Source organism: Paraburkholderia sp. RL17-347-BIC-D (assembly GCF_046027915.1).
Lineage (GTDB): Bacteria > Pseudomonadota > Gammaproteobacteria > Burkholderiales > Burkholderiaceae > Paraburkholderia.
This window is the reverse complement of record NZ_JARESS010000006.1, coordinates 178,375-192,462: the sequence shown is the minus strand read 5'-3', so window position 1 is coordinate 192,462 and position 14,088 is coordinate 178,375. Positions and strand designations below refer to the sequence as shown.

Genomic DNA, 14,088 nt, shown 5'->3' with positions numbered 1-14,088 from the left:
TTTCTTTTCAATCGACACCGGCACAGCAGGTTGTCGCACGTTCGCGGAGCTTTCTCCGAACGCCGGCACCCTGCCATCCCCGCACGATTACACGGCGCGAACCTCGATGATCTTCGCTGCCTTCCCGGTGCGCTCAGCGAGCCGTGTGCGGTCTTTCACCGCGCCGGCCAACTGACCGCAGGCAGCGTCGATATCATCGCCGCGTGTCTTACGCACCGTGGTGACGACGCCCGCGTCCATCAACACTTGTGCAAACCGTTTGATCTGTTCCGGCTTCGAGCGGATGAGGCCCGATTCGGGGAACGGATTGAACGGAATCAGGTTGAACTTGCACGGCACGTCGCGCGTGACAGCGAGCAATTCGCGCGCTTGCGCTTCGCTGTCGTTCACGCCGTCGAGCATGCAATATTCAAACGTAATGAAGTCGCGCGGCGCGACCTTCAGATAGCGCTGGCAAGCCGCCATCAGTTCGCGCAGCGGGTACTTCTTGTTCAGCGGCACCAGCATGTCGCGCAGCGGATCGCTGGGCGCATGCAAGGAGACCGCGAGCGCCACCGGCAGATCGGCGCCGAGCCGGTCCATCATGGGCACGACGCCCGAGGTGGACAGCGTGACACGGCGGCGCGACAGGCCATAGGCGTTGTCGTCGAGCATCAGGCGCATGGCCGGCACGACCGCGTCGTAATTGAGCAGCGGCTCGCCCATGCCCATCATCACGACGTTCGTGACGACCCGCTCACCCTTGCCGTCGCCACCCGTGGCGCGGCCGCCGTCCACGCCGCGCGATGCGCGCAGCGCGAACTCAGCCATGCGCAGCTGGCCGATGATTTCGCCGGTGGTGAGATTGCGGGAGAAACCCTGTTTGCCGGTCGAACAGAAACGGCAGTTGACCGCGCACCCGGCCTGCGACGACACGCACAGCGTGCCGCGCGTTTCTTCGGGAATGTAGACGGTTTCAACCGCGTTGCTGTTGCCGACGTCGATCAGCCACTTGCGTGTGCCGTCGGTCGAAATATGGTCGCTGACGATGCCCGGCATCGAGATCGCGGCGCGCCCCTTTAGCTTTTCGCGCAAGGACTTCGCGAGATCGGTCATGCCGTCGAAGTCGGCAGCGTTGTATTGGTGAATCCAGCGCTGCAATTGCTTAGCGCGAAACGGCTTCTCGCCCAGGCTGTCGCAGTAGGCGACCAGCCCTTGGGCGTCGAGGTCGAGAAGGTTGACGGTGGGACTGCTCGTCATATCGAATCCTGCCATTTCAGTGCGAGACTACGTTCATGCAACAAGCTGCATGAACGCAATGCCGTTCGCGCCCATTCCTGCTGCTTTTACCTTACTACTTTGCCGGGCGATTCGTGCGACAAATCCAGTCGGCTGCACGAATCGCGTGAGGCAAGCCCTGCTTAACGCGAGTAGACGTTCACTTGCGGGAAGAAGAACGCGATTTCGACGGCAGCCGTTTCAGCCGCGTCGGAACCGTGCACTGCGTTCGCGTCGATGCTGTCGGCGAAGTCGGCGCGGATCGTGCCCTTTTCCGCCTTCTTCGGGTCCGTTGCACCCATCAGATCACGGTGCTTCAGGATGGCGTTTTCGCCTTCGAGCGCTTGCACGACGACCGGGCCCGAGATCATGAAATCGACCAGGTCCTTGAAGAACGGACGTGCGGCGTGCACAGCGTAGAACTTCTCCGCGTCGGCGCGCGACAGGTGAACCATGCGCGAAGCCACAATCTTCAGACCAGCGTTTTCGAAACGGCTGTAGATCTGGCCGATCACGTTCTTGGCCACTGCGTCCGGCTTGATAATCGACAGGGTGCGTTCGATCGCCATAAAAACTCCAAAAAATTAAGAGGTTACAGATTCAGATGAATCCGCTATTGTAGCATGTTCCCGTGTATGATTGCGATTGAACCCTTACAACATTGAAAGACTCCAAGCAGGAGTTTCCGAATACTGGTAGCGTAGGCGGTGTCGGTATTTTCCGGGCATTGAAACTCCCTGCCCGCGCGCCAATCTTAGGGATGAGAGCGCCGCGGCCGGCGACAGACATTCCCACCGGCGCAGCCCGACTCGCCACAACCCGCTTCACAACCATACGCATCACGCTTCTGAGGTAAGGAGAGACCATGAACGAACATCCGTATAGCTTTGGCCGCAATGGCGCGGTCAGCACGGTCGAAACGCGTAACCGCGTGCTACGGAACACCTACTGGCTGCTCGCGCTGTCCATGATTCCGACAGTGCTTGGCGCGTGGGTGGGCCTCACCACCGGTTTCTCGCTGTTCGCCGCCACGAGTCCGGCCATGAGCATGCTGGCGTTCTTCGCGATCGCCTTCGGCTTCATGTTCGCCATCCAGAAGACCAAAGACAGCGCAGCCGGCGTGTTCGTGCTGCTCGGCTTCACGTTCTTCATGGGCCTGATGCTGTCGCGCATCCTGAGCTTCGTGCTCGGTTTTTCGAACGGCCCGTCGCTGATCATGCTCGCCTTCGGTGGCACTGGTGTGATCTTCGCGTCGATGGCAACCATCGCCACGGTCAGCAAGCGTGATTTCTCGGGCCTCGGCAAGTGGCTGTTCATGGGCGTGATCGTGCTGCTGCTCGCATCGGTGGCGAACGTGTTCCTGCATCTGCCGGCGCTCATGTTGACGGTGTCGGTCATGGCCATCGTGATTTTCTCGGCCTACATGCTGTTCGACGTTCAGCGCGTCGTGAACGGCGGTGAAACGAATTACATCACCGCCACGCTCGCGATCTACCTGGACCTGTACAACGTGTTCGTCAACCTGCTGGCGCTGCTCGGTATCTTCGGCGGCAACCGCAACTAAGCTTGCTTCGGGGGCGCGGCGTTCGAAACGTCTCGCCCTGAAAGAAAAAGCCCATAACGAGCGATCGTTATGGGCTTTTTTCATGCGCCGCGGCGTCAGAAGCGCCGTAAATCGAGCATCAGACGCGAATCACACGCTCAGCCACGCAAACCCCTCATCCTGCGACGCCACCACCACTTCCGTCGGCGCCGCGCCCAGCACACCGGCCATGGCGGCCTGCGCCAGTTCCGGCAGATTGTTCTGCTGGCTCAAATGCGCCGCAACCAGATGGCGCAACCGCGATCGATCAAGCGAGGCCAGAATGTCAGCCGCCGCGTCGTTGTTCAGATGCCCATGATTGCCGCCGATGCGTGCCTTCAGCGACTGCGGATAGCGGCTGCCCGCCAGCATCCGCACGTCGTGATTGCATTCGAGCACCAGCGCGTCGCAGCCGCTCAGCACCGAGCTGATATGCGGCGTGGACGTGCCGACATCCGTCAGCACGCCGAGCCGGCTCGCGCCGTTCGAGAGCACGTATTGCAGCGGCTCGCGGGCGTCGTGCGGAACGGTGTAAGGGAGAATGCTGAGGTCGCCGATCGCCACCGCTTCGTCGCCCCACAGCACCTGCAGGTCGACATCGGCTTCGTCGGCGCCCACCGCGCGGGCGGTACCCCAGCTCATGTACAACGGAATCGACCACTTGCGCGCCAGCGTCAGCGCGCTGCCAATGTGGTCGCTATGTTCATGCGTGATCAGAATCGCGTCGAGACCTTCGACGCTCGCGCCGAGCCGCGTCAGACGCCGCTCGACTTCCTTGGCCGAAAAACCGCAGTCGAGCAGCACACGCGTGGTGGTCGCGCCGCTTTGCGCTTCCACCAGCAAGGCATTGCCTTCACTGCCGCTACCGAGACTCGCGAACCTCACGGTCCGTTTAGTTCAGTTGCGCGTGCAGCAGCGTCACGATGCGCTGCGCGTCGGACGAATTGTCGACCTGCCCGTTCGCAGTCAGCACCGCCACCTGGGTCACCGTGTCGCCCTTCGAGCGCACGTTGACGAGGAATTCCTGACCCGGCTTCTTCGACGAATTGCCGCTGTAGAACAGCTTGCCGAGCAGCCCTTCCTTCTTCAGTTCCTGCATCGAGTCCGCGTAGCGCACGTAGTAGATGCCCTTCGCGCGGTCGCGGTTGTCGACGGTGAAGTTCGTGCGGTCGAGCGCCAGGCCCACGCGCAGCCACGCGCGGTCGAACGACTCCTGCAGGTCGAGCGTGGATGCGCCCGCGCTCTGATCGATCGTGGTCGGCGCGACGGCCGTACGCGCGTCAGTCAACAACTGCTTCGATTGCGCTTCGGTCAGGCCGAACTTCTGCATCAGCTTGGTGAGGAACAGCGCCTCGAGCGCCGGATCGCGCGGGCGCTCTTCCCAACGCGACGACGTTTTGTCCTGCCCGGTCAACACTTCCTCCATGGCGCTGTGCGTAATGGAGATGTCGGTCGTGTCGCCCGGCGCACGCGACACGAGCGTGCGGAAGCTGTCACGCGTGCCAGACGAATACGCGAAGTCGATGACCTTGCCAACCGTGCGGCGGAACCAGTCGTCCGGAATGTTGGCGCGGTTTTCCGCCCAGTCGGTCGTCATGATGCCGGTGGCCGGCGCGTCGGTCTTCAGCACGAAGCCGTTCTCCTGCCAGAACTCCTGCAACTGCGGCCAGAGTTGGTCCGGCGAGCGGCCGTCGACGACCAGCCAGCGGCGATCGCCGTCGCGTTCGATATGCATGCCGAGCGGATCCTGCGCGTTCGGCTGGCCTTCGGTCGAATTGCCGGCGGCCGTGACCGCGCGCGTCTGCGCGCCGCCCAGCGCCAGATTGGCCGGCGGAGCGACGTAGCGCTCGTCGGTCTTGGTGGTGCTCAAATCGTTCGGAACGGCAAGCGGCGGTGCGCTGGCCGCGCCCTTGTAGTTGACGCGGTCGGAAGCAAACCAGTCGTTCAGCGTGTCACAGCCGGCGAGCGTCGTGAGGGCAAGCGCCAGCGCCGCCATGCGGGTTGCGTGGAGGGAAAGTGCGGAACGTTTCATGAGGTCCTTCGTGATGCTGGAACGCGGTGCCTTGGTTCTGTGTGCCGGGAACGTGGGCTGGATCGACGTCGGTTAAGGGAGTGCCGGTGGCAGGCTTTCGTTGGCGCTGGTGGGTGCCGCGGACGATATCCGCCTAGCCCAGCAGGCCCGCTTCGCGCAGCGCGCCGCGCACCACTTCGTGGTATTGCGCGTCGAGCGGCGTGAGCGGCAGGCGGATTCCGCCCTGCACACGACCCAGTTGCTGCAGTGCCCATTTGGCCGGAATCGGATTCGATTCGATGAACAGGTTCTTATGCAACGACAGGAGTTTCAGATGAATCTCACGCGCGGTCTTCGCGTCCGCGGCCAGGGCGGCCTTGCAGAGCTCGCTCATCGCGCGCGGCGCGACGTTGGCGGTGACCGAAATGTTGCCGTGGCCGCCGAGCAGCATCAGCGCGATCGCGGTGGGATCGTCACCGCTGTAGATGCCGAAGTGCGCCGGCGCGGATTTGATCAGATGCGCGGCGCGATCGATATTGCCGGTCGCTTCCTTTACACCAATGATGCCCGGCACCTGCGCGCAGCGCAGAATGGTTTCGTTGCTCATGTCCGCAACGGTGCGGCCCGGCACGTTATACAGAATCACCGGCAGATCGACGGTTTCGGCGATCTTCGCGAAGTGGCGGTAGATGCCTTCCTGCGTCGGCTTGTTGTAGTACGGCACGACCTGGAGCGTGGCGTCGGCGCCGACTTCCTTGGCCTGCTGGGTGAGTTCGATGGCTTCGGTCGTGGAATTGCCGCCCGAGCCCGCGATCACCGGAATCCGGCCCGCCGTGTGCTCGACCGCGGTCTTGACCATCAGCACGTGTTCTTCGACCGACAGCGTGGCCGACTCGCCGCTCGTGCCGACCACGACGAGAGCGTTCGTGCCCTCCGCGACGTGCCAGTCGATCAGTTTGCGAAACGCCGGCAGATCGAGGCTGCCGTCTTCGAGCATCGGGGTAATGATGGCAGGAATGCTGCCGCGAATCTGAACGCTGTCGTTGCTGCTGTGGTTGCCGTTAGTCATGAAACGCCATGAATTTGATCAGGTAAACCGCGATTGTAGCGGATTAGCCAGCCAACTCGTAAGAAGGCGGAGATGCCGCCTGTGCGGGGTCGTCTGAGCGCTCCGCCTCCAGAATTGCGCAGATCCGCTGGACGTAGGCCGGGCGCGGCCGCGCGAGAAAACCGTCCTGAAAAGCGACCACCCGGAGCTGGCCGCGCACGCACTCGAGAAGCTCGCCGGGCGCCAGCAGAAACGCCGGATTAGAGGGTTTGCCGACGCTTTCGTTTCCTTGCGCGAAGGTCTCGTAAACCAGTACGCCGCCGGGCGCGAGCGCGCGCAACAGCTGCGGAAAGAGCGGCCGGTGCAGGTAGTTGGTCACCACGACGGCGGCGAATTTCGCGTCAACGGGCAACGGCCACGCGGCGCCTTCCAGATCGGCTTCGAGCGGGGTGACGAGCGGCTCGTCGCGCAGCGCGTCGAGCGCCGCCGCGTCGCGGTCGATGGCGGTCACCGGATGCCCCAGCGACGCAAAGAACCGCGCATGCCGCCCCGCCCCGGACGCGACATCGAGCACCGCGCCGCCCGCCGCGACCAGATGCGCCCAATCGCGCACCCAAGGCGACGGCTCGCCCAATCCATGCATGGCGGTAGCGGGAGTGCTCATCACTTCGGCGCGGCTCAGTTGTACGACAGCCCCATGGCTTCGCGTACTTCGCGCATGGTTTCCGTGGCGAACCTGCGGGCCTTGTCGCAGCCGTCGGCGACGATCGCGCGCAACAGCGACGGATCGTCCATGTACTTCTGCGCGCGCTCGAGCATGGGCTGCTGCTCACGCAGAATGCCTTCGATCACCGGCTGCTTGCACTCGAGGCAACCAATGCCGGCCGTCCGGCAGCCCTTCTGCACCCACTCGTGGGTGGCTTCGTCCGTGTAGACCTGGTGAAGCTGCCACACCGGGCACTTGTCAGGATCGCCCGGATCGGTGCGGCGCACGCGGGCCGGATCGGTCGGCATGGTGCGCACTTTCTTCGTGATGGTCTCCGCGTCTTCACGCAGGCCGATCGTGTTGCCGTACGACTTCGACATTTTCTGGCCGTCGAGGCCCGGCATGCGCGACGCCTCCGTCAACATGGCTTGCGGCTCGACCAGAATGATCTTGCGCGAACCTTCGAGGTAGCCGAACAGGCGCTCGCGGTCGTTCATCGACAGGCTTTGCGATTCCTGCAACATGGCGCGCGCCTGTTCGAGCGCTTCGTCGTCGCCTTCCTGCTGGTAGGCGTTGCGAAGTTCGTGATAGAGCTTGGCGCGCTTGCCGCCGAGCTTTTTCGCGGCGTCGTTGGCCTTTTCTTCGAAGCCCGGTTCGCGGCCGTACAGGTAGTTGAAACGGCGCGCGATTTCACGCGTCATTTCGACGTGCGGCACCTGATCTTCGCCAACCGGCACGAGCGAGCCGCGATACAGCAGAATGTCCGCCGCCATCAGCACCGGATAGCCGAGAAAGCCGTAAGTGGACAGATCCTTGTCCTTCAGCTTCTCCTGCTGCTCCTTGTAGGTCGGCACGCGTTCGAGCCAGCCGAGCGGCGTGCTCATGCCGAGCAGCAGCGCCAGTTCGGCATGCTCGGGCACTTTGCTCTGGATGAACAGCGTGGCCTGCGCCGGATCGATCCCGGAGGCCAGCCAGTCGATCAGCACGTCCCAGACGTTCTTTTCGATCACTTCGGGCGTTTCGTAGTGCGTCGTCAGCGCGTGCCAGTCGACCACACAAAAGAAACACGGGTACTCGGACTGCAGCCGCACCCAGTTTTTCAGCACGCCGTGATAGTGGCCGAGGTGCAACGACCCGGTGGGCCGCATGCCGGAGAAGATACGGTCTGGGAACATGGTTATCTAGAAAAGCGAAACAAGGGGAGTCAGAATGGCGGTGATCGCGCTGTAGCCGATCGTGACCAGCGGGTTCAACCAGTATCGCGTCAGCGTACCCGTCATGACCAGCGCCATCACGATGAAAAACCCGTACGGTTCGAGGCGCGACAGCGTGATGGACTGCCGCGGCGGCAACAGCGCCATCAGCACACGGCCGCCGTCGAGCGGCGGCAGCGGAAACAGGTTGAGCACGCCGAGCACGAGATTCACGCCGACGCCCGCTCCCGCCATGCGCGTGAAGAACGGCTCGTCCACGTTCGACACCGCGAGTGCGACACCAAACAGACCCCAGATCACCGCCTGCACGAAGTTGCAGCCCGGACCCGCCGCTGCGACCCACAAACTGCCCCAGCGCGGATTGCGCAGATTACCGAAGGCGACTGGCACCGGCTTGGCGTAGCCGAACATGAACGCACCGCTGGTGGCGAAGTACAGCAGCAAGGGAATCGCAATCGTGCCGAGCGGGTCGATGTGCCGCATCGGATTGACGGAGACGCGGCCGAGCACGTAGGCGGTATTGTCGCCGAGCCAGCGCGCGACGTAGCCATGGGCGGCTTCGTGCAGCGTGATGGCGAAAATCACCGGCAGCGCGTAAACCGCAATGGTCTGTATCAGGGAAGAATCCATAACTCGTTATTGTAACAACGCGATTGCGTGCGTCTGTCCGCTTTCACTCATGCCGTCTCTTCGAGGCCGAACGGCGCGAGAGAACCGCGCCCCGGCCGCACCAGCACCGGCTCCGCGCCGGTCAGATCGATCACCGTGGACGGCTCGCACACACACGGACCGCTGTCGATCACCAGATCCAGTTGCTTCTCCAAACGCTCGCGGATTTCTTCCGGGTCGTTCAGCGGCTGGGTTTCGCCCGGCATGATCAGCGTCGAGCCGAGCAACGGCTGGCCGAGTTCTTCGAGAATCGCCAGCGTGATCGCGTGATCCGGCACGCGCAGGCCGATGGTCTTGCGCGACGGATGCGACAGGCGCCGCGGCACTTCCTTGGTGGCCTGCAGGACGAACACGTAGGGGCCCGGCGTCACCGATTTGATCAGCCGGTATTGCCGGTTGTCCACCATCGCGAAGTTCGCGAGTTCCGACAGGTCGCGCACCAGCAGCGACAGCAGCTGCTTCTCGTCGAGTCCGCGAATACGTCGCAGACGCTCGACCGCGTCCTTGTCGTCCAGATGGCAGGCGAGCGCGTAGCTCGAATCCGTCGGCAACGCGACCACGCCGCCATCGTTGATGATCTGTACGGCCTGTTTGACGAGGCGCGGCTGCGGGTTATCAGGATGAAGCCGAAAGTATTGAGACATGGCGACTAACGTTGGCTCACGGATGAAAGCGGACAGACGGCAAATTGAACTGCGGCTGAACACCGGTCGGAAGATCGGACGAAAAGCACGCGCGGCGCACGGCCCGCTTTCGCGCATGACGTGCCGCGACGGCACGGCGCGATCACAGCCAGCGTTCCCAGACGGGCTTCAGATCGGAGGGCAGCGGCGGCAGCGTGCCGAGATCGACGCGGCCTTCGCCGGGTGCGTGGAAGTCTGACCCGCGCGAAGCCTCGAAACCGAACCGGCGCGCGACATCGGCGTATTCGCGGTATTGATCGGGCGTGTGGCTGCCCGTCACTACCTCGATCGCCTTGCCGCCGAGATCGATGAATTCGGCGAAAAACGCGTCGAATTCAACCGGCGAGTAAGCATAGCGACCCGGATGCGCAATGATCGCTTCGCCGCCGGCCGCCTGGATCCAGCCGACCGCGTCGGCCAGTTTGGCCCAGCGGTGCGGCACGTAGCCCGGTTTGCCGTCGCCGAGATAGCGGGTGAACACGTCCTGGGTGGAACTGGCGTAGCCGCTGTCCACCATGAAACGCGCGAAATGCGTGCGCGAAATCATGTCCGGGTTCGACACGTATTTGAGCGCGCCCTGATAGGCGTCGGGAATGCCGAGCGTAGCCAGTTGTTCGCCGATCGCCTCCGCCCGCGCGGCGCGGCCGTTGCGGGTGCGCGCGAGACCGTCGATCAGGATCGAACTGGTCGGATCGATGCCCAACCCAACGATGTGCACCGTGCGCGACGCCCACGTCACCGAGATCTCGACGCCGCTCAGATAGTCCATGCCGAGCGCCTCGGCGGTGCTTCTGGCTTCGTGCTGGCCGCCCAGTTCATCGTGATCGGTGAGCGCCCACAGCGTCACGCCGCCCGCGTGCGCGCGGCGCGCGACGTCGGCCGGCGCGAACTGGCCGTCGGAAACGGTGGAGTGACAGTGGAGGTCGGCGTTCATCGTTGTCTTGAAAAGGTTCTGCACTCATTTTACTGCAACGCAGTAAGCGGACGCAGAGCTATCTCACAACGGACGTCCCGAAGGTAGCCCCTCGGGAACCCTCAAACTTTTTTAAGCCCTACGCGCAGAATCCCTCGATCAGCGCGGCCACCTGCTCCGGCTGGTCGTGATGCACCATGTGCCCCGCTTCGTCGATGATCTTCTCGCGCCAGTCGGGGAACGCCTGAAAGCGCGCCTTGAATTCGTCGAGAGGAATCTCGCCGGCGATCCGCGCGAGCGTCGGCGAATTGGCGGCCTCCACGTGCAGGACCTTCGCGCTCACCTTGCGCCACGTCGCCATCACTTCGTCGAGACGGTACAGCGCCGGGCCGCGCAGCTTGTGCGCGGGATCGGCGAGCAGCATGTAGCGCCCTTCGCCGTCCGGCTTCGACCAGTGCTGCGCGAGAAATTGCGCGCGCTTCGGGTCGAGCCGCGGATTGGTCTTGATCAGGCGCGCGGCGACGTCGTCGAGCGACGCGTAGCGCTTCAATTGCGGCGGATCACGCAATTCATCGAGCCAGGTGCGCAGGCGCTTGGGCGCTTGTGCCGAGTGCGACGGCGCGAGTCCGAAGCCTTCCAGGTCGACCACCCGCCGCACCCGCTCCGGCCGCACGCCCGCATACACGCACGCGATGTTCGCGCCCATGCTGTGGCCAACCAGATTCACTTCGCCGGTCGGCGCGTAGTGGTCGAGCAAGGCGTCGAGGTCGGCCACGTAGTCCTGAATCCAGTAGTTGCCGCCGCCGCGTTCCGCCACCGGCCAGTCCGACAGGCCGAAGCCGCGCATGTCGGGCGCCAGCACCTGCCAGTCGCCGCCCAGCGCGCCGACGACGAACTGGAACGAGGCGGCCACGTCCATCCAGCCGTGCAGCATGAAGAGCATCGGGGCGTCGGGGTTGCCCCAGCGCCGCACATGCAAGCGGATGCCGCGCACCGCGACGAATTCAGACTGCGAAGTGTTCATGAACGGCACGCCAAAAAAAGAATGATCGTTCGATTATAACGAGATGGCCCGCCGATGCGCGGGGTCGGAGGCGAAGGAAGTCTCAGTCGCCGGCGGACGGCGAAGCCGCTTCCGGCGCGTCGAGGCCCGCCAGGGCTGCCAGAGCGGCCAGTTCGGCTTCGTCGAAACCGGCGTCGCGGCGCGCCTCGAAATTGAACGGCCCACGTAATTTCGGTGCGTGATACTGGTCGGCGAGGCGCGCGTAAGTCTCGTGAGGATCGAGGCCGCTGCCGTCGCACAGATGGCGGAACCAGCGATTGCCGATCAGCACGTGGCCGATTTCGTCGCGCAGGATCACGTCGAGAATCGCCGCCGACGCCTGATCGCCAGCCTGCAGCAGGCGCGCGCGGATCGGCGGTGAGGCGTCGAGGCCGCGGGCTTCGAGCGTGCGCGGCACTAGCGCCATGCGCGCCAGCACGTCGCCACGCGTGCGCTCGCACATGTCCCACAGACCGTCGTGGGCCGGAAAATCGCCGTAGACGTGGCCGTATTCGGCGAGGCGCGCGGTCAGCAGCGAGAAGTGATAGGCCTCTTCGGAGGCAACTTTGAGCCAGTCGGTATAGAACGCGGCGGGCATGCCGCCGAAGCGCCAGACCGCGTCGAGCGCGAGATTGATGGCGTTGAATTCGATGTGCGCGAGTGCGTGCAGCAGGATTGCGCGCCCTTGCGGCGCTTGCATGCTGCGCCGCTTCAAACCGCGCGGATCGACCAGTTCGGGGCGCGCGGGACGGCCCGGCAGTCCAGCCGGTTCGTCGAGTTCGAGGTCCACTGCGCATGCCATGCTGCCGTCGAGCACCGCGGCATAGAGCGCGCGGGCCGCGGCGGCCTTGGCGGCCGGATCGGCTTCGCGCAACGCGGCGAGCGCTGCGGTGCGCGCGCAAGGGGCCTCGCGCCCGGTTTCAGTGGCCGGCGAATGAGGCGAAACGGACGAAACAGCGGACATCATGGCAAGCGGATCGGCAAGGGAAGCTATGAAGGAAGCCAACAACGGCATGGCTAAGGAAATGGCAAAGCCGGCGGCAACCGACGCTTTGGCATACTGCCGTCAAAGCACGCGCCGCAACCGCGCGGCCGGCAGCCTGACCAACGAAGCGGCGAACGCTCCTGCGGCCAGACCAAGCGGCCCAACCACACAACCGTTTACAATACTCGATTCGACCATCCAACGCGCCCGATGCGTCGGCGAGGCGCGACAACCCGGCGTGGCAAGACGTTTCGGGCGGTTCGGCGCAATGTCCGGCGCGCGCAGTGACCGATCAAGAGGAGACACCGTGACCATTTACAAGCTTGGCGAAGCCGCCCCGACCATCCATGAAAGCGTCTTCGTCGCCGATTCGGCGAGCATCATCGGCAACGTGACGCTCGGGGAGAACGCCAGCGTCTGGTTCGGCGCGACGATTCGCGGCGACAACGAGCCGATCACCATCGGCGCCGGCAGCAACGTGCAGGAAAACGCCGTGCTGCACACCGACCCCGGTTTTCCGCTGACGATCGAGCCCAACGTGACGGTCGGCCACCAGGTCATGCTGCACGGCTGCACGATCAAGGAAGGCTCGTTGATCGGAATTCAGGCGGTGGTCTTGAATGGAGCGGTAATCGGCCGCAACTGTCTGGTCGGAGCGGGCGCCGTCGTCACCGAGGGCAAGGCATTTCCCGACAATTCGCTGATTCTCGGCGCGCCCGCCAAGGTGGTGCGCGAACTGACCGAGACGGATATCGCCAACATGCAGCGCGGCGCGGCAACCTATGCCGAGCGCCGCGACTATTACAAGGCGCAGCTCGTGCGCATCGGCTAACCAGCCGGAGCGCGCGGCGCGCACGGCGCGGCATCACGCTGCGTCATTCGACCGAGGAAAAGTTGTGAGCGACCAGTTGCAAAAATTCATGTTCAGCGCGGCGCCAGTGCGCGGCGAGATCGTTTCCCTGCGCAATACCTGGCAGGAAGTGCTGACGCGCCGCGATTATCCGGCGCCGGTGCGGACGGTTCTGGGCGAAATGATGGCCGCGTGCGCGCTGCTGTCGGCGAATCTCAAGTTCGACGGCACGCTCATCATGCAGATTTTCGGCGATGGCCCGGTCAAGATGCTGGTGGTGCAGTGCAGCTCCGATCTGTCGATGCGCGCGACCGCCAAGCTGTCCGGCGAAGCGGCCAACGTGATCGGCGAGACGACCAGCATGGTCGAGCTGCTGAACGCGAGCGGCCACGGCCGTTGCGTGATCACGCTCGATCCTGCCAACAAGCAGCCCGGACAGCAGCCCTATCAAAGTATCGTGCCGCTGTCGGGCGTGGACGGCCCGCTCAACTCGATGGCCGAAGTGCTCGAGCACTACATGCATCACTCGGAGCAGCTCGACACGCGCCTGTGGCTCGCGGCGAACACCGAGCGCGCAGTCGGCATGCTGTTGCAAAAATTGCCGGGCGACGGCGGCATCGTCCCCCATCCGGGCGATCTGGACGCGGACACGTGGGAGCGCGTCTGCACGTTGGGCGGCACGCTGTCGCAAGACGAGCTGCTGAAGGAAGAACCGGAAACGGTGTTCCGCCGTCTGTTCTGGCAGGAAAACGTCCAGCATTTCGAACCGGCCACGGCGCGTTTCGAGTGCACGTGTTCGCGCGAAAAAGTCGGCGGCATGCTGAAGATGCTGGGCCGCGAGGAAGTCGACGGCGTGCTCGAAGAGCGCGGCCATGTCGAGATTCATTGCGAGTTCTGCAACCAGCGTTATGAGTTCGATCCGGTCGACGTCGCGCAACTTTTTGTCGCCGAGGCGCTCTCACAAGGTGTGACGCCCGCGGCTGACCAGCGGCACTGAACGGCTCGTTGGCGCGCGGATTCCATGCGCGCCGAGCGGCGGTTTGTCACGCCTGTATTACGGCAGTAAAAATACCGCGCCGCCCGCTGCCTTTTCAGGGCCCGGGCGGCGCAGTATCTTTGATCATTGGG

At 64.0% G+C, this 14,088-nt stretch carries 15 protein-coding genes; 3 read left to right on the top strand and 12 right to left on the bottom strand.

Annotation, left to right across the window (positions count from 1 at the left end; genetic code table 11):
* Nucleotides 1-87: 87 nt before the first annotated feature.
* Both rlmN and ndk read right to left on the bottom strand, forming a co-directional pair.
* Nucleotides 88-1,239 carry a dual-specificity RNA methyltransferase RlmN gene (gene rlmN / locus P0D96_RS11125; protein WP_408175877.1) on the bottom strand — a complete coding sequence of 384 codons (1,152 nt, stop codon included), beginning with the start codon at nt 1,237-1,239 and terminating at the stop codon, nt 88-90.
* 161 nt (nt 1,240-1,400) lie between these two features.
* Nucleotides 1,401-1,826 carry a nucleoside-diphosphate kinase gene (gene ndk, locus P0D96_RS11120; RefSeq protein WP_012433533.1) on the bottom strand — a complete coding sequence of 142 codons (426 nt, stop codon included), beginning with the start codon at nt 1,824-1,826 and terminating at the stop codon, nt 1,401-1,403.
* Nucleotides 1,827-2,122: 296 nt separating this feature from the next.
* Here ndk and P0D96_RS11115 point away from each other — a divergent pair, with 296 nt between their 5' ends.
* Complete coding sequence (locus P0D96_RS11115) at nt 2,123-2,821, top strand: Bax inhibitor-1/YccA family protein (RefSeq protein WP_106279488.1); 699 nt, start codon at nt 2,123-2,125, stop codon at nt 2,819-2,821.
* Nucleotides 2,822-2,950: 129 nt separating this feature from the next.
* Here P0D96_RS11115 and P0D96_RS11110 read toward each other — a convergent pair whose 3' ends face one another.
* The 10 genes from P0D96_RS11110 to P0D96_RS11065 all read right to left on the bottom strand — a co-directional run bounded on the left by P0D96_RS11110 (nt 2,951) and on the right by P0D96_RS11065 (nt 12,092).
* On the bottom strand, nt 2,951-3,724 hold the full coding sequence (locus P0D96_RS11110; protein ID WP_408313399.1) for an MBL fold metallo-hydrolase: 774 nt from the start codon (nt 3,722-3,724) through the stop codon (nt 2,951-2,953).
* A 7-nt stretch (nt 3,725-3,731) separates the two neighbouring features.
* A complete protein-coding gene (gene bamC, locus P0D96_RS11105) occupies nt 3,732-4,871 on the bottom strand; it encodes an NlpB/DapX family lipoprotein (protein WP_408175874.1) in 1,140 nt (379 codons plus the stop codon).
* A 133-nt stretch (nt 4,872-5,004) separates the two neighbouring features.
* The gene (gene dapA, locus P0D96_RS11100) at nt 5,005-5,919 is read right to left on the bottom strand and encodes a 4-hydroxy-tetrahydrodipicolinate synthase (RefSeq protein ID WP_408175873.1); all 915 of its coding nucleotides are present in this window, start codon (nt 5,917-5,919) and stop codon (nt 5,005-5,007) included.
* Between the two features lie 43 nt (nt 5,920-5,962).
* Complete coding sequence (locus P0D96_RS11095) at nt 5,963-6,562, bottom strand: class I SAM-dependent methyltransferase (RefSeq protein WP_408313397.1); 600 nt, start codon at nt 6,560-6,562, stop codon at nt 5,963-5,965.
* A gap of 14 nt (nt 6,563-6,576) precedes the next feature.
* Nucleotides 6,577-7,779 (bottom strand): tryptophan--tRNA ligase, encoded by a 1,203-nt coding sequence (locus P0D96_RS11090; protein WP_132373851.1) that lies wholly within the window; start codon nt 7,777-7,779, stop codon nt 6,577-6,579.
* Nucleotides 7,780-7,785: 6 nt separating this feature from the next.
* A complete protein-coding gene (locus tag P0D96_RS11085; protein ID WP_408282722.1) occupies nt 7,786-8,448 on the bottom strand; it encodes a site-2 protease family protein in 663 nt (220 codons plus the stop codon).
* 47 nt (nt 8,449-8,495) lie between these two features.
* Complete coding sequence (locus P0D96_RS11080; RefSeq protein ID WP_132373849.1) at nt 8,496-9,131, bottom strand: L-threonylcarbamoyladenylate synthase; 636 nt, start codon at nt 9,129-9,131, stop codon at nt 8,496-8,498.
* A gap of 142 nt (nt 9,132-9,273) precedes the next feature.
* The gene (locus tag P0D96_RS11075) at nt 9,274-10,104 is read right to left on the bottom strand and encodes a 3',5'-nucleoside bisphosphate phosphatase (RefSeq protein ID WP_132373848.1); all 831 of its coding nucleotides are present in this window, start codon (nt 10,102-10,104) and stop codon (nt 9,274-9,276) included.
* A 118-nt stretch (nt 10,105-10,222) separates the two neighbouring features.
* Nucleotides 10,223-11,107, bottom strand: coding sequence for an alpha/beta fold hydrolase (locus tag P0D96_RS11070; RefSeq protein ID WP_408313395.1), 885 nt, complete (start codon nt 11,105-11,107; stop codon nt 10,223-10,225).
* Between the two features lie 82 nt (nt 11,108-11,189).
* Nucleotides 11,190-12,092 (bottom strand): ferritin-like domain-containing protein, encoded by a 903-nt coding sequence (locus tag P0D96_RS11065; RefSeq protein WP_408313393.1) that lies wholly within the window; start codon nt 12,090-12,092, stop codon nt 11,190-11,192.
* Nucleotides 12,093-12,417: 325 nt separating this feature from the next.
* Here P0D96_RS11065 and P0D96_RS11060 point away from each other — a divergent pair, with 325 nt between their 5' ends.
* Complete coding sequence (locus P0D96_RS11060; protein ID WP_408313391.1) at nt 12,418-12,942, top strand: gamma carbonic anhydrase family protein; 525 nt, start codon at nt 12,418-12,420, stop codon at nt 12,940-12,942.
* 64 nt (nt 12,943-13,006) lie between these two features.
* The gene (gene hslO, locus P0D96_RS11055; RefSeq protein WP_132373844.1) at nt 13,007-13,957 is read left to right on the top strand and encodes an Hsp33 family molecular chaperone HslO; all 951 of its coding nucleotides are present in this window, start codon (nt 13,007-13,009) and stop codon (nt 13,955-13,957) included.
* Nucleotides 13,958-14,088: the final 131 nt, after the last annotated feature.